Annotated in this window: 20 protein-coding genes and 1 pseudogene; 9 read left to right on the forward strand and 12 right to left on the reverse strand. The window is 69.4% G+C overall.

The window, feature by feature from the left end; all coding sequences use genetic code 11:
• Nucleotides 1-53: 53 nt before the first annotated feature.
• The 7 genes from Q0Q47_RS04280 to Q0Q47_RS04310 form a co-directional block, all read right to left on the reverse strand.
• Nucleotides 54-1,022, reverse strand: coding sequence for an ABC transporter ATP-binding protein (locus Q0Q47_RS04280; protein WP_293854888.1), 969 nt, complete (start codon nt 1,020-1,022; stop codon nt 54-56).
• Nucleotides 1,009-1,995 (reverse strand): ABC transporter ATP-binding protein, encoded by a 987-nt coding sequence (locus Q0Q47_RS04285; protein ID WP_293854890.1) that lies wholly within the window; start codon nt 1,993-1,995, stop codon nt 1,009-1,011. Before Q0Q47_RS04285 ends, Q0Q47_RS04280 begins: the two co-directional genes overlap by 14 nt.
• The gene (locus Q0Q47_RS04290) at nt 1,992-3,482 is read right to left on the reverse strand and encodes an amidohydrolase family protein (protein WP_293854893.1); all 1,491 of its coding nucleotides are present in this window, start codon (nt 3,480-3,482) and stop codon (nt 1,992-1,994) included. The genes Q0Q47_RS04285 and Q0Q47_RS04290 overlap by 4 nt, the downstream gene beginning before the upstream one ends.
• A gap of 2 nt (nt 3,483-3,484) precedes the next feature.
• Nucleotides 3,485-4,681, reverse strand: coding sequence for an amidohydrolase family protein (locus Q0Q47_RS04295; RefSeq protein WP_293854896.1), 1,197 nt, complete (start codon nt 4,679-4,681; stop codon nt 3,485-3,487).
• Between the two features lie 16 nt (nt 4,682-4,697).
• Complete coding sequence (locus Q0Q47_RS04300; protein ID WP_293854899.1) at nt 4,698-5,636, reverse strand: ABC transporter permease; 939 nt, start codon at nt 5,634-5,636, stop codon at nt 4,698-4,700.
• The gene (locus Q0Q47_RS04305; RefSeq protein ID WP_293854902.1) at nt 5,626-6,618 is read right to left on the reverse strand and encodes an ABC transporter permease; all 993 of its coding nucleotides are present in this window, start codon (nt 6,616-6,618) and stop codon (nt 5,626-5,628) included. Before Q0Q47_RS04305 ends, Q0Q47_RS04300 begins: the two co-directional genes overlap by 11 nt.
• Before the next feature lie 370 nt (nt 6,619-6,988).
• Complete coding sequence (locus Q0Q47_RS04310) at nt 6,989-8,569, reverse strand: ABC transporter substrate-binding protein (RefSeq protein ID WP_293854905.1); 1,581 nt, start codon at nt 8,567-8,569, stop codon at nt 6,989-6,991.
• Nucleotides 8,570-8,885: 316 nt separating this feature from the next.
• On the opposite strand from Q0Q47_RS04310, the gene Q0Q47_RS04315 reads away from it, so the two are divergent.
• The 4 genes and pseudogenes from Q0Q47_RS04315 (at nt 8,886) to Q0Q47_RS04330 (ending at nt 11,480) form a co-directional block, all read left to right on the forward strand.
• The gene (locus Q0Q47_RS04315) at nt 8,886-9,596 is read left to right on the forward strand and encodes a GntR family transcriptional regulator (RefSeq protein WP_293855385.1); all 711 of its coding nucleotides are present in this window, start codon (nt 8,886-8,888) and stop codon (nt 9,594-9,596) included.
• Nucleotides 9,596-10,222: pseudogene (locus tag Q0Q47_RS04320) on the forward strand (flavin reductase family protein); the annotation flags it as partial. The gene Q0Q47_RS04315 and the pseudogene Q0Q47_RS04320, both read left to right, overlap by 1 nt.
• Before the next feature lie 308 nt (nt 10,223-10,530).
• On the forward strand, nt 10,531-11,076 hold the full coding sequence (locus Q0Q47_RS04325; protein WP_293854907.1) for a GAF domain-containing protein: 546 nt from the start codon (nt 10,531-10,533) through the stop codon (nt 11,074-11,076).
• A 53-nt stretch (nt 11,077-11,129) separates the two neighbouring features.
• Nucleotides 11,130-11,480, forward strand: a complete 351-nt coding sequence (locus Q0Q47_RS04330; RefSeq protein WP_293854910.1) for a helix-turn-helix transcriptional regulator — start codon at nt 11,130-11,132, stop codon at nt 11,478-11,480.
• Between the two features lie 27 nt (nt 11,481-11,507).
• Here Q0Q47_RS04330 and Q0Q47_RS04335 read toward each other — a convergent pair whose 3' ends face one another.
• The 4 genes from Q0Q47_RS04335 to Q0Q47_RS04350 form a co-directional block, all read right to left on the reverse strand.
• Nucleotides 11,508-12,281 carry a ferredoxin--NADP reductase gene (locus Q0Q47_RS04335; protein WP_293854912.1) on the reverse strand — a complete coding sequence of 258 codons (774 nt, stop codon included), beginning with the start codon at nt 12,279-12,281 and terminating at the stop codon, nt 11,508-11,510.
• A 101-nt stretch (nt 12,282-12,382) separates the two neighbouring features.
• A complete protein-coding gene (locus Q0Q47_RS04340) occupies nt 12,383-12,586 on the reverse strand; it encodes a DUF2892 domain-containing protein (RefSeq protein ID WP_293854915.1) in 204 nt (67 codons plus the stop codon).
• A gap of 156 nt (nt 12,587-12,742) precedes the next feature.
• On the reverse strand, nt 12,743-13,669 hold the full coding sequence (locus Q0Q47_RS04345; protein ID WP_293854918.1) for a fumarylacetoacetate hydrolase family protein: 927 nt from the start codon (nt 13,667-13,669) through the stop codon (nt 12,743-12,745).
• 10 nt (nt 13,670-13,679) lie between these two features.
• The gene (locus tag Q0Q47_RS04350; RefSeq protein ID WP_293854921.1) at nt 13,680-14,453 is read right to left on the reverse strand and encodes a cyclase family protein; all 774 of its coding nucleotides are present in this window, start codon (nt 14,451-14,453) and stop codon (nt 13,680-13,682) included.
• Between the two features lie 132 nt (nt 14,454-14,585).
• On the opposite strand from Q0Q47_RS04350, the gene Q0Q47_RS04355 reads away from it, so the two are divergent.
• The 5 genes from Q0Q47_RS04355 (at nt 14,586) to Q0Q47_RS04375 (ending at nt 18,660) form a co-directional block, all read left to right on the forward strand.
• On the forward strand, nt 14,586-15,323 hold the full coding sequence (locus tag Q0Q47_RS04355; protein ID WP_293854923.1) for a GntR family transcriptional regulator: 738 nt from the start codon (nt 14,586-14,588) through the stop codon (nt 15,321-15,323).
• Nucleotides 15,324-15,358: 35 nt separating this feature from the next.
• Nucleotides 15,359-16,297 carry an ABC transporter substrate-binding protein gene (locus Q0Q47_RS04360; protein WP_293854926.1) on the forward strand — a complete coding sequence of 313 codons (939 nt, stop codon included), beginning with the start codon at nt 15,359-15,361 and terminating at the stop codon, nt 16,295-16,297.
• A gap of 64 nt (nt 16,298-16,361) precedes the next feature.
• Entirely contained in the window at nt 16,362-17,123 is a 762-nt protein-coding gene (locus Q0Q47_RS04365; protein ID WP_293854929.1) for an ABC transporter ATP-binding protein, read from the forward strand.
• Nucleotides 17,120-17,899 (forward strand): ABC transporter permease, encoded by a 780-nt coding sequence (locus tag Q0Q47_RS04370; protein ID WP_293854931.1) that lies wholly within the window; start codon nt 17,120-17,122, stop codon nt 17,897-17,899. The genes Q0Q47_RS04365 and Q0Q47_RS04370 overlap by 4 nt, the downstream gene beginning before the upstream one ends.
• Nucleotides 17,896-18,660 carry an ABC transporter permease gene (locus Q0Q47_RS04375; protein ID WP_293854934.1) on the forward strand — a complete coding sequence of 255 codons (765 nt, stop codon included), beginning with the start codon at nt 17,896-17,898 and terminating at the stop codon, nt 18,658-18,660. The genes Q0Q47_RS04370 and Q0Q47_RS04375 overlap by 4 nt, the downstream gene beginning before the upstream one ends.
• Before the next feature lie 3 nt (nt 18,661-18,663).
• On the opposite strand, the gene Q0Q47_RS04380 is transcribed toward Q0Q47_RS04375, so the two are convergent.
• Nucleotides 18,664-19,722 (reverse strand): ABC transporter ATP-binding protein, encoded by a 1,059-nt coding sequence (locus Q0Q47_RS04380; protein ID WP_293854937.1) that lies wholly within the window; start codon nt 19,720-19,722, stop codon nt 18,664-18,666.
• Nucleotides 19,723-19,740 lie beyond the last annotated feature (18 nt).

The raw sequence follows: 19,740 nt of genomic DNA on the forward strand, positions 1-19,740 counted from the left end.
GCGGCGAAAGCGTTACATACGTTTTAGCGATGGGCGCGTGATCGCGCCCACGCTCAGGCCGCGTGATGGCAGGCGACCGCCACGTCGCCCCGGCCGCCGAGCTCCGGCCTTTCGCTGCGGCACAGGTCCGTGGCCAGGCTGCAGCGCGGCGCGAAGGCACAGCCCCGGGGGCGGTTGATGGGGTTCGGCACCTCGCCGGTCAGCGGCGCGCGCTCGCGGTTGGGGCTCTCGATGTCCGGAATGGTGTCGAGCAGCAGCCGGCTGTAGGGGTGCCTGGCGCCCTCGAACACGCCTTCGGCGGGCCCCGTCTCCACGAAACGGCCCAGATACATGACGGCGAGGTCGTCCGACATGTGGCGCACGACGGCGAGGTTGTGACTGATGAAGACGTAGGTAAGGGCCAGTTCCGCCTGGAGCCCGCGCATCAGGTTGAGCACCTGGGCCTGCACCGACACGTCGAGCGCGGAGGTCGGCTCGTCGCAGACGAGGAGGTCGGCTTCCGTCGCCAGCGCCCGGGCGATGGAGATGCGCTGGCGCTGCCCGCCGGAAAACTCGTGCGGATAACGCGATGCATCGGTGCGCGCCAGGCCGACGAGCGACAGGAGCTCGCCGACGCGCGCGGAGATCGCCGCGCCCTGTCGGAGCTTCAGCTCGTGCAGCGGTTCGGCGACGATGTCCTCCACGGTCCAGCGCGGGTTGAGGCTGGCATAGGGATCCTGGAAGATCATCTGCAGGCGGGGTGTCCTGGGCTTGCCCTGCGCGTCCGGCGCCGTTCCGAAGGCGATGGTGCCGGCGGTGGGCTGGACGAGACCGACGACGAGCCTGGCCAGCGTGGATTTTCCGCAGCCCGATTCCCCGACGATGCTGAAGGTGGTGCCGCGGCGCACCCGAAAGCTCACGCCGTCGACGGCCTTGAGGATGCGGCGTCCGCGCCGTTCCACCACCCGGGTCAGCCACGGCGGCGACACGTCGAAATGGCAGGAGACGTCCCGCGCCTCGAGAATGGTGTCAGGCGCCGGCATGGGCGGCCTCCGCGGCGACCAGCAGACAGGCGGCCCTGTGGCCGGGCGGTCCCGCGAGGTCGGGGCGCTCGTGGTGGCAGGCCTCGACCCGCACGGGGCAACGGGGGTGAAAGGCGCACCCCTGCGGAATGGCGTCGAGCCGCGGCATGGCCCCGTCGATCTGCGAGAGCGCGTCCATGCGCCGGCGCATGCTCGGGATCGAGCCCATCAGGCCGCGCGAATAGGGATGGCGGGCGCGGTGGATGACAGCGTCGACGGGCCCCTCCTCCACCACGCGGCCGGCATACATCACCGCGACGCGGTCCGCCGTCTCGGCGATCACGCCCATGTCGTGGGTCACCAGCATCACCGCCATGCCGCGCTCCCGGCACAGGCGCTTGATGAGCCCCGTGATCTGGGCCTGGATCGAGACGTCGAGGGCGGTGGTGGGCTCGTCGGCGATCAGCAGCACGGGATCGGCCGCGAGCGCCAGGGCGATCACCACCCGCTGGCGCATGCCTCCGGAAAACTGGTGCGGATAGTGGTCGATGCGCTCGGCGGGCGCCGGGATGCCCACCTCGGCCAGGAGCCCCAGGGCGCGCTGGCGGGCCGCGCCCCGCGACAGGCCCAGATGGGTGCGGATGGTCTCCTCGAGCTGGTTGCCGACGCGCAGCAGCGGGTTCAGCGAGGTCAGCGGGTCCTGGAAGACGACGCCGATCTCGCGTCCCCTCACCTCTCGCATCGCCTTCACGTCGAGCCCGTCGATGCGGCGGCCGCGCAGCGTGACGCTGCCGCCGACGATCCGCCCCGGCGGCTCGATGAGCCCGATGACGGCCGTGCCGGTGAGCGACTTGCCGGCGCCCGACTCGCCCACGACGCCCAGGATCTCGCCGGCGGCGATCGACAGCGACACGTCGCGCAGCGCGTGCAGCGGTCCACGGCGCGTCTCGAAGGTGACGGACAGCCCGTCGACGGCGAGGACGGGAGAGCTCACGCGGGCCTCCGCGTCACCGGATAGGCGGAGGAGAAGATCTCCTCGGCGGGCGGATGCTGCCAGGTGCGCTGCGGATAGAGAGCCATCAGGCGCTCGAACTGCGCCTGTGCACGCCGGTTGTCGGCGGCCTCGTCCACGCCCGGGATGATGCGGTCGATCATCGAGAAGCGGCCATCGACCATGACGGTCCTGACGTCGCGGCCGTGCCCGGTGAGCATCAGCGTCTGGATGGGATCGATGACCTGGCCGGTGTGGGGGCGATCGAGGTCGATCACGATCAGGTCCGCCTTGGCGCCGGGCTCCAGCCGACCGAGGTCGGGGCGCTCCAAAGCCTTGGCGCCACCGAGGGTCGCGGCATCGAACAGGTCCTCGCTGCGGCAGGTCGTCGTGGTGGCGTCCGCCACGCGGCAGAGGATCAGGCCCATCTGCATGTTGAGGATCATGTCCGGGGGCGAGGTGTCGGTGCCGAGCCCGATGTTCAGCCCCATGTCGCGATAGCGGGCGAAGGAGCGGATGACGTTGCCGTGCCGGGAGGAGACCAGCGGGCAGTGGACGATGGTGGCGCCGTTGTCGCGGATGATCTCGAGGTCGCGGCCGGGCCGGTCGATGCCGGGCGCCCCCGAGACCCACGTTCCGTGCGGCAGCAGCGTACGCCGGCCGAAGAAGCCGAGGCTCTCCAGCCACTCGGGCGGGCTCATGCCGCGCAGCGCCAGCACCAGGTCGTACTCGATCTTCGACTGGCAGCAGTGCAGGCGCACCGGCACGCCGAGCTCGTCACGGGCGGCCGCCGTGCGGCGCAGGAGCTCTGGCGTGCAGGTCTCGATGCGGTCGGGCGCCAGCATGGTGCGCACGAGGCCGCCGGCGGTGTTCTCGAAGCGCCGGCAGAAGGCGATCGCCTCCTCGAGGTTGGCGAGCCCGCGCGCCTCGTCGAAGAACGGCTGGATGGTCCCGTCCGGCGCCACGAACTGGTTGCCGGCCCGGTAGGCGGGACCCAGATAGGCGCGCAGCCCGAGATCCTCCGCCGCCTGCGCGGCGCCGGCGAACTCGGCGGTCGTCTCGCCCCATTCGCGGTAGAACAGCGAGGCGATGGGCAGGGCGGTCGTGATGCCGTTGCGGATCAGGCCCGCGAAGGCATGGCGCTTCTGGAAGACGAGCTCATCCGGCGAGTACATCTCGTAGGGGCCGGCTTCCATGTAGGTGTGCGGCCAGACGCGCCCCTTGCGCCATGCCGGCTGGTTGTCGAAGCCGAGGATCGTGGTGTCGAGGTCGGACAGGGCGTCGAGGTCGACGAAGCCCGGCGACACGATGGCCTCGCCCATGTCGAGCCGCCGCGCGACCTCGCCCTGGAAGCCGTGGCCGACGAAGACGACCCGGTCGCCCTCGACCACCACCTCGCCCCGTTCGAGCAGCCGGTGCCGGCCGTCGGCATGGCCGACGACCCAGTGGGCGGTGATGAGCGTGCGGCCGTCGAGGCGGGCGGGCGCCATGGTCAGGGCGCCTCCACCAGGCAGGCGCCGTCGCGGGCCACGACCTTGCCCCTCTTCACGACGAGCGGGCGCTTGTGGCGCGACACGACCGCGTCGGTGATCGTCTCGCCCGTGAGCAGGACCAGGTCGGCGACGCAGCCCACCTCCAGGCCGTAGCCCTCGATGCCGACGACGGCGGCACCTCCGCTCGTGCAGACCTCGAAGGCGATCTCGACCTCTTCGTCCCGCCGGAAATTGTTGCGCAGGCCGAGGAACATGGCCCGCTCCAGCATGTCGGCGTTGCCGTAGGGGCCCCAGGTGTCGCGGATGCCGTCGTTGCCGGAGCACACGCGCACGCCCGCCTTGCGCAGCCTGGCGATGGGCGGGGCCGGCCGGCTGGCCGGGCCGGTGGTCATGATGGCGACGTCGAGTTCGACGAGCTGCTCGATCAGCGGTTCCACCAGCGCGGGGTCGGGATCACCCAGGCAGAAGGCGTGGCTCACCGTGACCTTGCCCTTCATGCCGAGCGCACGGGTGCGATCGAGGATCAGCTCCATCGAGAAGGCGCCCATGGTCGAAGGCTCGTGCAGGTGGATGTCGACGGGCTTGCCGAACCGCTCGGCCAGCGCGAACACCGCGTCGACATGACCCTTGGGGTCCCGGTCGATGGCGCAGGGGTCGAGGCCGCCCACGAAGTCCGCCCCCATGGCCATGGCCTCGGTCAGCAGCTCGAGGGTGCCGGGACGGATCAGGAGGCCCGACTGGGGAAACGCCACGGTCTGCAGCGTCAGCACGTCGGCGTAGCGGGCGGCGGTCTCGAGCACGCCGCGCATGCCGGAGAGCCCCACGTCGGTGTCGACGTCGACGTGGGAGAGGATGTGCGTCGAGCCGTGCGAGGACGACAGCACCACCTGGCGCGCCGACTGGCGGGCCGAGTCGATGTTGAGCTCCTTCTTGAGGCGACGCTCGTTGGTGATCTTGTCGATGAGCCGGGGGCCGGCGGAGTTCGGATGCCAGCCCATGCCGAGCAGCGTCTTGTCGAGATGGGTGTGGGCCTCGACGAGGCCGGGCGCCAGGATCGCGCCGCCGCCCTCCTCCACCGGGACGCCGGGGGCCGAGAGCCCCTGCCCCAGCGCCGCGATGCGCCCGTCCCTGACCAGCACGTCGACGGTGGCGCCGCCCATGGGGCGGACATTGCGGATGAGGAGATCGTTCGCCATGGGGTCCTCCTGAGGCTCAGCGGAGCCTGGGGTTGAGGGCGTCGCGCAGCCAGTCGCCGACGAGGTTCACCGCCAGCACGATGAGGCCGAGCTGGACGGCAGGGAAGACCACGACCCACCAGGACCCGGAGAACAGGTACTGGTTGCCGACGCGGATGAGCGTGCCGAGAGAGGGCTTGGTGACGGGCATGCCCACGCCCAGGAAGGAGAGCGTGGCTTCCGACAGGATGGCCAGTCCCAGGTTGAGCGTCGCGGCCACGAGCACGGGCGTGAGCGCATTGGGCAGGATGTGGCGCCGCATGATGCGGCGGCTCGCGACGCCGATGATCTGGGCGGCGAGCACGTATTCCTTGCGCCGCTCCACCATGGTGGAGGCCCGCACCGTGCGCGCGTACTGGACCCACCCCGTCAGCGAGATGGCCCCGACCAGGATGACGCCCGAGAAGGCGTCGCGCAGGCCCGGGGGCAGGAGCCCCTTGAAGACGGCGCTGACCAGGATCGCGACGAGAAGCGTGGGGATCGACAGCACCGTGTCGGCGAGCCGCATGAGCACGTTGTCGACCCAGCCCCCGAAATAGCCGGCCGCGAGCCCGATCGTGACTCCGATCGCCATGGCGCACAGCACGCTGGCCAGGCCGATGAGCAGCGAGATGCGCGTGCCGTAGAGAATGGTGGACAGCACGTCTCGCCCCTGCGGGTCCGTGCCGAGCAGGAACGGCCACTCGCCGTCCTTGGCCCAGATCGGCGGGAGTTCGGCCTTGTCGATGAAGATCTGCGCCAGGTCGTAGGGGTTCTGGGGCGACAGCACCGGGGCGAGCACCGCCGTGCCGGCGAGAACGACGAAGAGCACGGCCCCGAAGACGGCCATCGGCGTGCGGCGGAAGCTCCAGAACAGGTCGGAGGCGACGATGGCGCGCAGGACCGCGCCGAGGCTGCGCCGGGCTTCAGCGGCCATGGCTGCCTCCGGCGACGGCGTCCTGCCGCAGGCGGGGGTCGACCACGGCGTAGGTCAGGTCGACGATGGTGTTGACCGCCACGAACACGGCCGAGACGACCATGAGGTAGGCGGCCATCACGGGGATGTCGATGAAGGACACGGCCTGCACGAACAGGAGCCCCATGCCGGGCCACTGGAACACGGTCTCGGTGACCAGGGCGAAGGCGATGAGGTTGCCGATCTGCAACCCGGTCACGGTGATGACGGGCATCAGGCAGTTGCGCAGCGCGTGGCGGAAGCGGACCGAGCGCTCGGTGAGCCCCCTCGCCCGGGCGAAGCGGATGAAGTCGGTGCGCATCACCTCCAGCATCTCGGCGCGCACGAGCCGCATCACCAGGGTGATCTGGAACAGCGACAGGGTCAGCGACGGCAGGATCAGCGCGATCAGTCCCGAACGCGTGAGGAAGCCCGTGGACCAGCCGCCGATCTGCACCACCTGCCCGCGCCCGAAGGCCGGCAGCCAGCCGAGCGACACCGAGAAGAGAAGGATCAGCAGGATGCCGACCGCGAAACTCGGCAGGGACACCCCCAGCACGGACACGAACTGCAGGGCCTGGGCGGCCAGGCCGTTGCGGTTGACGGCGGTGTAGACGCCGAGCGGCAGGCCGATGAGAAGCGACAGCACGGTCGCCACGATCACCAGCTCGAAGGTCGCGGGGAACCGCTCCGCGATCAGGACGAAAACGTCCTGCTGGTTGCGAAACGAGATCCCGAAGTCGCCGCGCGCGGCATTGGCGACGAAGGCGAGGTACTGGGCGGGCACGGAGCGGTTGAGCCCCAGCCGCTCGCGCAGTTCGTCGCGCTGGGCCTGCGAGGCCTGCTCGTTGAGCATCAGCTCCACCGGATCGCCCACGAACCGGAAGATCGCGAAGGCGATGAGCGCGACCGTCAGCATGACGCCGACGGCATTGGCGAGCCTCTTGATCACGAAGACCAGCATGTCGCCTCTCCGGTTGAGGGTCTCGAGACCCCACCCCTCCCGACGTCCTGGCCGGACTTGGCCCTTCGGTACACACACATCTGACTCGAGCCCGAAGGTAGGGCGCTCTCCCTCCCCTGCAGGGGAGGGTGGCAGCCGCGAAGCGGCTGATGGGTGGGGAACCCGGCGAAGGCGAGGCGGGCAAGCCTGGGCCGGCCCTGATGTCGTGCCCAATTCTGCCGCACTGCCCCCACCCGTCTCGCGCTTCGCGCGATCCACCCTCCCCTGCAGGGGAGGGAGACCGCGCTCAGCCGTCGAGAAAAATGTGTATGCATGCCGAAGGGCCGGGCACGGGCAAGACGATCGGAGAGGTCGGACAGGGGCACCTGCCTTACTTCAGCTTCGTCAGCCAGAGCCTCGGCTTGTTGTCGGCGCCCTGCACCATGGTGTCGACCGTGGCGTTGCGCATGGCCCAGACCATGGGCTGCTGGTGCATGGGGATGAACATGACCTCATCCTTGGCGATCTTCAGCGCCTCGGTCATCATCGGCAGGCGCTTGGCGGGGTCGAGCTCGACACCCCCCTTGTCCGTGAGCTCGTCGATGCGCGGGTCACCCCAGTTCGCCCAGTTGAACACGCCGCCGGCGCCGCTCTTGCTGCGGATCACCTGCACCAGCAGCGAGTAGGTGTCGATCATCGGCTCGGTCGCCCAGCCGAAGGAGATCACGTCGAACTCGCCCTTGACGCGCTTGGGCGTCTGCTGGGCCCGCGGGGCGAGGCTGAGGTTGGGCTTGAGGCCGATGCGCGACCACATGGACGCCACCGCCTGGCACAGCTCCTCCTCGTTCACGAGGCTGTCGGTGTTGCAGTTCATCAGGAAGGAGAAGCCGTTCGGGTAGCCCGCGTCGGCCAGGAGCTTCTTCGCGCCCTCGGCGTCGAAAGCCGGACGGGCGTCGAGGAACGGCGCGTAGCCCGGGATGGCGGGTGCGACGAGCGAGCCCGTCGTCCGGGACAGGCCGCGCATGGCGCGCTTCTGCACCGCGTCGGCGTCGATCCCCTTGTAGAGCGCCTCGCGGACGCGCTTGTCCTTGAAGGGGTTCTTCTCCTTGACGTCGCTCTCGACGAGCTTGTCGGTCATGTTGAAGGCGAAGAACACGGTGCGCAGTTCGTTGGTCTGCAGCACCTTGATGTCGGGCGATGCCGCCAGGCGCGGGATGTCCTGCAGCGGCGCCACGTTGGTGAAGTCGATCTCGCCCGACAGCATGGCCGCGACGCGCGTGGCCGACGAGGTGATCGGCGAGAACTCGATCCGGTCGATGTTGTGGAGCGGCTTGTCCCACCAGTCCTTGTTGGCGACGAACACGGTCTGGGCGTCCACCCGGCGCGACTCGATCCGGAAGGGGCCGGTGCCGTTGGCGTTGGTGGTGGCGTAGCCTTCGACGCCCTTGCCGCTGTCGGTGGGCAGCAGCGCGTTGTTGTCCGTCATCCACTTCTTGTCGAGAATGTAGATGTTGGTCAGGTCGTTGAGCAGCAGCGGATAGGGTCCCAGGACCTCGATCTCGACCGTGAGGTCGTCGATCTTCTTCGACGACTTGTAGGCAGGCAGGTTCCCCTTCAGGGGCGAGGTCGGATGGGTGACGCGCTCGAGCGAGGCCAGCACGTCGTCGGCCGTGAAGGGATCGCCGTTGTGGAACTTGACGCCCTTGCGCAGCTTGAAGCGCCAGGTGGTCGGAGACACGATCTCCCACGACTCGGCCAGGGCGGGCTCGATCTTCAGGTCGCCATTGTAGCGCACGAGTCCTTCGTACACGTGGTTCAGCACGGCGAGCGTGAAGGTCTCGCCGAAGGAGTAGGGATCCAGGGAGGCGATCTCGCGCGCCCCGCCCCACTTCAAGGTCTTCGCCTGCGCACCGGGCATCGCCGCCGACACGGCCAGCGCGGCGGTCGCCGCTATGAGGATCCTGCGAAGCATCATTCCCTCCTGATCACCGCGATCGTCCCCCGGTCGCACAGCGATCGTATGCAGTTTTGGTCCACGATGACGAGCAAAAAATACTTGCAGTCTGCTGCCCGTTTCGGCGCCGGGCTGGTTGCGACGGGTGCAAATTCAAGAGAAACGCTGGAGTTGCCCCCTGCACCGCCAACCGGTTGGCGGTGCAAATTCGGGCATTCTGCATACTGTTTTTGAGCTATCCTGTATCCGAAACGAGAGGCCAGAGGACATGGCGGCACGACGCGGCACGGATGAGGCGACGACGGGGGAAGGCGATGCGCCGCGCTCGCGCGCGATGATGGTCTACCGCGCCCTGCGCCGCGCCATCATCGAGCAGGCGCTCTCTCCGGGCGCCAAGCTGCCGGAGGACGCCATCGGCGAGCGGCTGGGCGTGAGCCGCACCCTCGTGCGCGAGGCGCTCGGGCGGCTCGCCGCCGAGGGCCTCGTTGAACTGCGCCACAACCGGAGCGCCGCCGTCGCCTATCCCAGCCTGGAGGAGGCGCGCGAGGTCTTCGCGGTGCGCAAGGCCATGGAGCGTCTCGTCGTGGAAGAGCTCGCCGGGCGGCTCACGGCCGAACAGCGCAGGCGCCTGCGAACACATGTCGGGCGCGAGGACGAGGCCCGCGTCCGGGGTGGCGCGGAGTCGATCCGGCTGGCGGGCGAGTTCCACCTGCTGCTGGCGGAGTGCACGGGCAACTCGCTGCTCATCCGCTACGTCAACGAGGTCGCGTCGCGCTGCTCGCTGATCCTGGCGATCTACGGCCGGCCTCACTCCTCCGACTGCGCCGTGAACGAGCACAGGGACCTGATCGAGGCGCTGGAGAAGGGCGACGTGCCCACCGCCGTGCGCCTGATGGACCATCACCTGGCGTCCGTGATGGACCGGGCCCTGCTCTCCGACCGGCGCGGCGACGACATCCGCGACGTCCTCGCCTCCTTCGCGCGGGAGGAGGGCCTCGGACAGCCGCCCGCCCCACAGGTCCGCAAACCCAGAAAGGCCCGCTGATGCAGGTGCCCCTCGCCGACCCGATCGACTTCTCGTTTCCGGCCCTGACCGCCCGGGAGCGCTACAAACTGTTGATCGGAACCGTCGTTCCCAGGCCGATCGCGCTGGTCACCACCGTCGACCTCGCCGGGGTGCCGAATGCCGCGCCTTTCAGCTTCTTCAACTGCCTGTCCGCCGATCCGGCGCTGGTCGCGCTCGGCGTCGAGTTCAAGGCGGACGGCCGGAACAAGGACACCGGCCGCAACGTCCGCGACACGAAGTGCTTCACGGTCAACATCGTCTCGGACGCGATCCTGGAGGGCATGAACGTCACCGCGGTGCCCTTCGACGGCAGCGTCGACGAGATTGCCGAGGCGGGCTGGACGGCACGGCCCGGCACGGTCGTGTCGTGCCCCTGGATCGCGGAGGCCCCGGCCGCCCTCGAGTGCCGGCTGCACAGCATCCTGGAGATCGGAACCTCCCGCGAGATCATCCTGGGCGAAGTCCTGCACGCCCACTTCCGGAACGGCGTGGTCGATCCCAAGACGCTGCACGTCGATCCGGTGGCCCTCGACGCGGTCGGCCGCATGGGGGGACACGGCTACGCGTCGACGCGCGACTATTTCGACCTCCCGACCATGTCGGTGGCCGACTACGGCGAAGGGCGTCACCCGACACGCTCGCCGCTGGCTGCTCCCGCCCCCCGCCGCAGCGGTCGCGCACAACGCACCGGGCCCTTGCGGGGGCGCTAGTTGTCACGTCCGAGCGTCCAGCTCGGCGTGCACGGCATTTGACTTTCTTCGCGTCTGGATCGCGCAACTTCAGTATCGGTCTGCATCGTCCATTTGATCTGTCGAAATCGCGATGTGGTAATCTACTTAATTACTGGGTTTACAGAACCCCGCTGACCAATTGTTAAGCCGCATGCGGTGCTCTGGCCGTGAAAGGGCCACCCATGCACCACATCCCCCCGGACGAGTTGCTTCGCCTGAATGCCTTGCGTGAACTGTCTTGTGGCGGCGGCGAGCACATCGCGGCGCTCGACCACGTGGCCCGCGTCGCGATCCAGCACTTCAAGGTCCCCATCGCCGTCGTGTCCCTGCTCGATGGGCGCCGGCAATACTTCGTCGGCCGCCAGGGCACTACGCTCGACGGCTCGCCGATCGGCGACTCGTTCTGCAAGCACACCATCCAGTCGGACGACGTCTTCGTCGTCGAGGACGCGGCGGTGGACCCCCGCTTCGCCCACTCCGCCCTCGTCGTCGGCGAACCCCGCATCCGCTTCTATGCCGGCGCGCCGCTGATCACCGAGGACGGTGTCAGGATCGGCGCCGCATGCCTGATCGACCACAAGCCGCGGACGCTGAACGTCGGCCAGAAGATCGTGCTGAAGCAGTTGGCCAAGATCGCCATGGCCGAGCTCAAGGACAGGGGCGACAGGCTCGCCAGCGAGTCGAAGGACGCGACCGCGAAGGTCCGGGCGACCGCCCTCTGGCCGTGATCCAGCCATCGGTTGACGGCTCCGAATTCCATGGCCATGGTCCGAATATGACGATGGACCCCGTTAAACTCGCCGCCGCCGCGGACGAGGCCAGCGAATTTCTGAAATCGCTGGCCAGTCCCGTACGCCTGAAGATCCTGTGCCTGCTCGGCAGCCGCGAATGTTCCGTGGGCGAACTCGCCGACGCCATGGGCGTGCGCCAGAGCGTCGCGTCGCAGCATCTCGCCCTGCTTCGCAAGGACGACATCGTGACGTCGCGACGCGACGGGCAGACCATCTGGTACTCGCTGGCCGACCCCCGCGTCATGCGCATCATGGAAGTGATGCAGGCGCTGTTCTGCGTCGACGACCTGCCGGAGCCCGCCCCGCTGCGTCGGCGGACGCCGGTTCCCGCGGAAGGCTGAAGGCTGCCCGTGGGAGGCTGACGTGCCTCAGCGCTCCACGAAGGCGCGCTCGATCACGTAGGATCCGGGCGTGCTGCCGCTGCCTTCCTTGAATCCCCGCTCGTCGAGCATGACGCGCAGGTCCGCCAGCATCTGGGGGCTGCCGCAGATCATGACGCGGTCCTGGGCCGGGTCGATCGGATCGATGCCGGCTTCCGTGTAGAGCTTGCCGGTCGCGATCAGGTCGGTGATGCGGCCCTGATGCGCGAAGGCTTCGCGTGTCGCGGTGGGGAAATAGACGAGCTTGTGGCCGACGAGATCGCCGAAATACTCGTTTTCCGGCAGGTTGCGCACGAGGCGCTGGCTGTAGGCGAGTTCCGCGACCGTGCGGCAGCCGTGGATGCAGATCACCTGCTCGTACAGCTCGTAGATCGCCGGGTCCTGGAGGATGCTGGCGAAGGGGGCGAAGCCCGTGCCCGTCGACAGGAGGATGAGGCGCCGGCCGGGGAGCAGGTTGCCCTGGATGAGCGTGCCCGTGGGCTTGTGACCGACGATGACGCTGTCGCCCACCGTGATGTGCTGGAGGCGGGAGGTCAGCGGACCGTCCTGCACCTTGATGCTGTAGAACTCGAGATATTCCTCGTAGTTCGCGCTGGCGAAGCTGTAGGCCCGCAGCAGCGGCCGACCGTCGACCTGCAGGCCGATCATCGTGAACTGGCCGTTCTCGAACCGCAGCGTCGGATTGCGGGTGGTCCGGAAGCTGAACAGAGTATCCGTCCAGTGCTCGACGAGCAGGACCTTTTCGGAATCGAAGGCGGCCATTCCATCTCCGCGGGATCAGTGGTCGAGGCGGCCCCGGCCAGCGCCGGGGACGGCCTCAACAGCACGAAATCGGCCGTCGGGGCAAGTCGGAAGTGCCCAGGTCAGTGCGCGGGGCGCGTGTCGAGCCCGACCATCCGGTAGAGGCCGCAGGATCCCACGAGCGCGCTGAGGATCGGCACGATGCCGAACCAGCCGATCCAGTTCCAACCGGTCTGCGGCGCCCAGAACGGCAGCGCACAGGCGATCATCGCCAGCCCGACATAGAAGCGCAGCAGCCTGTCGAAGCCACCCACGTTGCGCGTCATCTCATCGTCTCCCGCGAACAGTGCAGCGCACATATTGCACCGCAATATTGTCTCGCAATAGCGAAGACAATCGGGGCCCGCATTGACCCAGATCATCGCGGGCGGCTCTCGAGCCGCTTTGGCAAAGCGTGGTTTCCCCCGCCTGAATCGTCAGGTTCAGGCGGCCGTCACGACCGTCGTGCGCAGGACGCCGATGCGCTCGATGTCGAGTTCGACGACGTCCCCGTCCTTCAGGAAGCGATTCAACTCCAGCCCGCAACCCGTTCCCACCGTTCCAGAACCGATGATCTCGCCCGCGTGCAGCGTCTCCGACGACGAGATGAAGGCGATCACGTCGGCCCACTTGTGGTGCATGGAGCCCGACGAGCCGCCGCCCCAGCGCTCCCCGTTGACGCGGGCTTCCATGGCCAGGGCGTAGGGGTCGCCGATCTCGTCGGCGGTGACGATCCAGGGGCCTAGGACGTTGCTCCCGTCGAAGTTCTTGCCCTTGGACGGTCCCAGGCGGCCCTGCATCTCGCGCCCCTGGGTGTCGCGCGCCGAAAGGTCGTTGAAGATCGTGTAGCCGAAGACATGCTCCATGGCGCTCGCCGCCGGGATGTCGCGGCCCGACCGGCCCAGCACGCAGGCGAGTTCGAGCTCGAAGTCCATGACCTTGGAATAGGACGGCCAGGTCACGACGGTATCGGGACCGCCGACTGCAAAGCGGCTCGTCAGGTAGTAGATGGGTCGCTCGTACCAGATCGCCGGCACCGGCGGCGGTGGCAGCCCCTGGGCTTCGGCCACCCGCCGGCCGGCATTGCGGACATGCTCCTCGAAGAACATGCCGTCGCGGAACTGGCGGGGCTCGGGCAGCGGCGCCAGCAACCGCGTGCCGGCAAGCGGCACCACGGCCTCCCGCGGCCATGCATCGGCGAGCCGCCTCGCCTGCGCGAGGCCTTCGGGCCCGGCATCGATCAGGGCCAGCATGGAGGAGAAGGCGGGAAGCCCCTGGCCGGCCCGGGCCAGGTCGAGGATCTCACCGCGGACGGTGTCGACGACGCCGAGCGCCGATCTTGCGTCCGCCACGAAGGTCGCGAGCTTCATCGGGGTCTCCTCACTCGACGATGGCGACGGCGCGGGTCCAGCCGCCCGAAGCGGCTTTCACCTTCACGGGGAAGCAGGCGACCGTGAAGCCGTGGGGCGGCAGCTGGTCGAGCTGGCCGAGCTTCTCGACCTGGCAATATCCCTGCTCGCGGCCGGCCTTGTGGCCCTCCCACACGATCGCGGGATCCTTGGTCTGCGCGTAGCGCCTGGCCGTGGCGCCGAAAGGCGCGTCCCAGGACCAGGCGTCGGTGCCCACGACCCGAATGCCCCGCGAGGTCAGCCACAGCGTCGCGTCCCGACCGAAGCCGCAGCCGGAGGGCACGTAGTCCGGCCGCCCGTACTTCGCGCCCGCCGCGGTGTTCGCCACCACGATGTCGAAAGGTTGCAGGTCGTGACCGATACGGTCGAGTTCGGCCTCGATCTCGGCGGGCGTGACGACGTGCCCGTCGGGCAGGTGCCGGAAATCGAGCTTCACGCCCGGCCGGAAGAACCAATCCAGCGGGCACTCGTCGATGGTGATCGCCCGCTGTCCGCGGTCCATCGTGGAGGCGTAGTGCCACGGCGCGTCGACATGCGTGCCGTTGTGGGTGGAGATCTGACAGCGCTCCACCGCCCACCCCTCGCCGTCCGGCAGATCGGCGGGCGTCAGGCCGGGGAAGAAACGGCAGACGACGTCGGCGCTCTCCTTGTGCGTCTCGTAGGCGATCTGTGGCTCGAGCCCCGGCGGATCGGAGGCGATGCCGGCTTCCAGCGGAACGGAAATATCGATGATGCGGCGGGCCACGTCGGTGTCTCCACGGGGACTCTGCTGCGGCCATTTTCTCGATAAAACACTTTTTGTCGACAAAATTCGCTTGCACGGCATCACGCCTCGCCGTAGCAAAGATGCAGCTCCCCGGCCGCGACGAGGTCATGCGTGCCATCCAGCTCGGTCCTGCGCATCGTGCCTCCCCTCCCCGACCCGGTCAGGCTCGGGACGCCGACGGAGGCCGAGCGGGCCGCCGAGGCGCTGCGGCGCGACATCGTCAGCGGCGCCTGGGCACCGCGCACGAAGCTGAAGATGCGGGAGCTGACCGAGCGCTACGGCACCGGCGCATCGCCCCTTCGCGAGGCCCTGTCCCGGCTCGCGGCCGAGGGCTACGTCGTCCAGGAAAGCCAGAAGGGCTACAGGGTCCCGCCGCTGTCGGCCGCCGACCTCGACGACATCACCCAGTCCCGGCAGATCATCGAGTGCGAGGCCTTCCGCCTCGCCATCCGGCATGGCGGGCCCGCGTGGGAGGCCGGCATCGTCGCCGCGTTCCACCTGCTCGAGCAGGCGCTGCGATCGTCGAACCCCTCGGACACCGGGCTCGACGAGACCTTCGAGACCGCCCATCACAGCTTTCACAGGGCGCTCGTCTCGGCCTGCCCCCTGCCCTCGCTGCTGGGCTTCTCCGAGCACCTGTACCGCCAGGGCAGCCGGTACCGGCACCTGATGCAGCGCGGCATCGCCCCCTCCGGGGAGGTCCTCGCCATCCATCGGCGCCTGCGGGACCTCGCGCTCACGCGCGCCGCGGACGAAGCGGCCAGGGAATTGCACGCACACATCGCCATCCCGGCAAGACGCCTGGCCGAGCAACTGCAGGGCAGTTTCCCGGCGGGTCCGCCCGGCTGAGGCTTCGCAACGACAAGAACGAGAGGGAGGACCGCATGAGAAAGACCGTGCTGAAAGTCGCCGCCGCCTGCGCCGGGCTGCTGCTCACCGCCGCGGCGGCGAGCGCCCAGACGAAGATCACCGTCGCCTACACCGCGGTCGCCGACTTCGCGTCGGGCTTCTACGCGGTCGATGCCGGGCTGTTCCGCAAGCGCGGCCTGGACGTCGAGTTCAAGACCGTGCCGCTGAACCCGCAGATTCCGGCGGCGCTGGAATCGGGCTCCATGCAGATCGGCGGGACGACCGTCCCCGTCCTGCTGCAGGCGGTCGACGGCGGGCTCGACCACGTGGCGATCGCCGGGTCCGGCATCACCGCGAAGGGCGACGTCATCTATGCCGCCATGGGCAGGCCCGACGCGGCCATCGCCACGGCCAAGGACTTCGAAGGCAAGAAGTTCGGTGTTCCGGGCATCGGAGCCTTCCTGCACGTCCTGTTTCGCAAGTGGCTGATGGAGTCCGGCGCCGACTGGAAGAAGGTCACCTTCGTCGAGGCCGCCTTTCCCCAGCACCTCGACATCCTCAAGGGCGGCACGGTCGACGGCATCGTCACCGGCGAGCCGACGGTCGCCCGCATCGTCACGACGGGCACGGGCAAGGTGCTCACCTACTTCAACGACACGATGAAGGGCGAGATGCCCGTCATCGTCTATTCGGCCCCGCGCGCCTGGGTGCAGAAGAACCCGGAGGCGGCCAAGGCCTTCCGCGAGGCCATCGCCGAGGCCACCCTGTTCGTGAACGACCCCGCCAACGCCGACGCCGTGCGCCAGGTGATCGGAAAGTTCATCCCCCTGCCCCCGCCCGTCCTCTCGTCGCTGAAGTTCGGCAAGTGGAAGGCGGAGGTGACGGAGCAGGGACTGCAGGAGTGGATCGTGGCCATGCAGGCCCAGGACATGCTGCAGACCAAGCTCGACCCCACCAAGGTCATCGCCCGGTGAACGCTCCGACATCGTTCTCGCCATCCAGCGTGAGCCTCCCCCCGCGCGGACGGAAGGCCGCGGCATGACGTCGGCGATCACGCTGGACGACGTGGGCATCGTGCTCGGCGGGCTGCGCATCCTGGAGGGCATCTCCCTCGACGTGCGGCCCGGCGAGTTCCTCGTCGTCGTCGGCGCCTCCGGCAGCGGCAAGACCACGCTGCTGCGCCTCATCGCGGGTTTGTCGCGTCCCACCCAGGGCCGGATCCTCGTGGGCGGCGAGCCGGTCGCCGGCCCGTCCCGGAAGGTCGCCATCGTCTTCCAGGACTATGGCCGCGCGCTGCTGCCCTGGCGAACGGCGGCCGGAAACGTGGCCCTGGCGCTCGAATCCGTCGGTACGCCGCGCGCCGAGCGGGCGGACCGGGTCGCGGCGCTGCTCGCCAAGGTCGGGCTGGCCCGTCACGCCGACAAGTATCCCTCCCAGCTCTCCGGCGGCATGCAGCAGCGCCTGCAGATCGCGCGCGCCCTGGCCCAGGGCGGATGGGTCCTGCTCATGGACGAGCCGTTCGGCGCGCTGGACGCGCTGACTCGCCAGGGCCTGCAGGACGAGGTGCTGCGGATCGCGGCCGAGACCGGCCTGACGGTGGTCTTCATCACGCACGACCTCGAGGAGGCTCTCTATCTGGGAGATCGGGTGGTGCTCCTGGGGTCGCACCCCGGGCGGATCGAGCAGACGGCGGCGGTGGACCTGCCGCGGCCCCGCAACCAGCTCGGCACGCGCGAGGATCCGCGCTTCCTGGCCCTGCGCCGCGAGCTCTTCGGGCACTTCGCGGGCCACGCCGCATGAGCCTCGCGCTGCGCTCCCTGGGGCCGGCCCTCGCGGTTCCCGCCGCGGCCCTGCTCGCCTTCGAACTGTGGTTCGCCGCGACCGGACGCGTGAGCGACACCATCGCCCCGCCCTCGCAGGCCTTTTGGCGTCTCGCGGCCGGGCTCGCCGACGGCAGCATCGTCGCGATGACGGTCGAGACCCTGGCCGCCACGCTCGCGGGGCTGGCCGTGGGCGGAGGCCTGGGGCTCGCCGCGGGCTCGGTGCTCGCGCTCACGCGGCGCGCCGACATGACCGCCCGCTACGTGGTCGAGATGCTGCGCGCCATTCCCTCCATCGCCCTCCTCCCGCTCGCCTTGCTGATCTTCGGCTTCGGATACCGGATGGAGATCTTCGTCGTCGCCTTCGCGACGTTCTGGCCCGTGCTCATCCTGTCCCACAGCGCCGTCCTGGCGGTCGAGCCGCGGCTCATCGACGTGTCGCGCATGCTGGGCTTCGGACCGCTCTCCACCCTTTCGAAGATCGTCCTGCCGGCGGCCGCTCCGCGGCTCGCCACGGCACTGCGGCTGGCCTCCGGCATCGCCCTGGTCGTGGCCGTCACCTGCGAGATCACCGCCAATCCGCAAGGGCTGGGCAACGGCCTCATGCGGGCGCAGGAGAGCCTGCAGCCGGCGCTGATGTGGGCCGTGCTGCTGTGGATCGGCGTGATCGGCTACACCGCAAACCGCGCCCTGCTCGCCATGGAGCGGCGACTGTTCGCCCACCGCAGCGACGTCGACACCTCGGTGGCCGCATGACGACCCGCGACCGCCACGGCCTCGCCGCCGTTCCGTTCGGCCTCGCGGGGCTCGCGGTGCTCCTGGCCGCCTGGTGGAGCGTCACCGCCCTGGCCCTCGTGCCGCGGACCTTCCTGCCCGCTCCCGCGCTGGCCTGGGCGGCGCTGGTGCGCGGCTGGACGGTCGGCGACCTCGCGGGCCAGACGGCCCAGACGGTCCTGCGCATGCTGGGCGGCTGGCTCCTGGCGAGCCTCGCCGGCGTGGCCCTCGGCAGCCTGGTCGGCCTGTCGGCGACGGCCCGCCGCTATCTCGGGCCGAGCCTCGCCTTCATGCGGGCCCTGCCCGCCTCCGCCGTGATCCCGGTGGCGATCGCCTTCGCGGGGCTTTCGCCGGGGATGGTGCTCGGCGTCGTCGCCTTCGGCTCGCTGTGGCCGACGCTGCTCTCCACGGTGCACGGCTTCGCCACCATCGATCCGCGGCTGCGCGACGTGGCGAGCGCGCTGCACATGTCGAATGCCGCGTTCGTGTGGAAGATCGGGCTGCCCAACGCGCTCGCCGACATCCTCACCGGCATGCGCCTGTCGATGACGGTGGCGCTCATCCTCTCGGTGACGGGCGAGATGCTGGCCGCGCAGCAGGGGCTCGGCCAGGCGATCCTGCTCGCGGCCCGCTCGTTCCGGTCGGCCGACCTGTTCGCCGGGCTGATCCTGCTCGGCGTGATCGGCATCGCCTCGACGCTGGTCCTCGCCGCGGTGGAGCGGCGCTGCCTGCGCTGGCGCTGAGGGTCACTCGAGACGCAGCACCACCATGCCGGCCTGCTCCAGGGCGACCTGGACCGGCGAGCCCAGCATCCGCGCGGCGGCCCGGCCGCGGTCGACCACGAAGAGGTCGCCCACCGCCGTCGTGATCGTGTACTCCCACTGGCGGCCGAGATAGGCCGCCTTGGCGACCGTTCCCGCGAGACCGCCGGGGGCGTCGCCCAGTTGCAGCGCATCCGGCCGGATGGCGAGCTTGACGGCTCCCATGCCGGCGCCACGGTGCGGCAGGTCGAGCTGCACCGGGCCCAGTTGCACCTGCGCACGCTCGCCGTGCAGGGCGGTGATCGTCGCGTCGACGATGTTGGCATCGCCGATGAAGTCCGCCACGAAGAGGCTCGCCGGCTGCTCGTAGAGTTCGCGCGGGGTCCCGCTCTGGGCGATCCGGGCGTTCGACATCACGATGATGCGGTCGGAGACGGCCAGCGCCTCCTCCTGGTCGTGGGTGACGTAGGCCACGGTGAGGTTCAACCCGAGCTGCAGCTCGCGGATCTCCTCGCGGACGCGGCGGCGAAGCTTGGCGTCGAGGTTCGACAGCGGCTCGTCGAAGAGCAGCACCTGCGGCTCGAGCACGAGCGCGCGGGCCACGGCGACGCGCTGCTGCTGGCCGCCCGAGAGTTCGGAGGGCGCGCGCTTCTCGAGGCCCGCCAGGCCGACGAGCCGGAGCTTCTCCATGGCCATCTCGTGGGCCTTGGCCTTGGGCAGCCCCTGCACCGTCGGCCCGTAGGCGACGTTGTCGAGCACGTTCATGTGCGGGAACAGGGCGTAGGACTGGAAGACCATGCTCACGTCGCGGTCGGCCGCCGACAGCAGCGTGACGTCGCGGCCGCCGATGGTGATCGAGCCTTCGCTGGCCATCTCCAGGCCCGCGATCAGGCGCAGCGTGGTCGTCTTGCCGCAGCCCGAGGGTCCCAGCAGCGTCAGCAGCGTGCCCGGCTCGATGGTGAAATTGACGTTGTCGACCGCTGTCACCGCCCCGTAGCGCTTGCTGACGTTGCGGAACTCGACCGATGCCGGTGCCTTGCCCATGGTGTACCCCTCCCCCGG

Origin of the sequence: uncultured Alsobacter sp. (assembly GCF_945952055.1) — a bacterium.
Taxonomy (GTDB): domain Bacteria; phylum Pseudomonadota; class Alphaproteobacteria; order Rhizobiales; family Beijerinckiaceae; genus Alsobacter.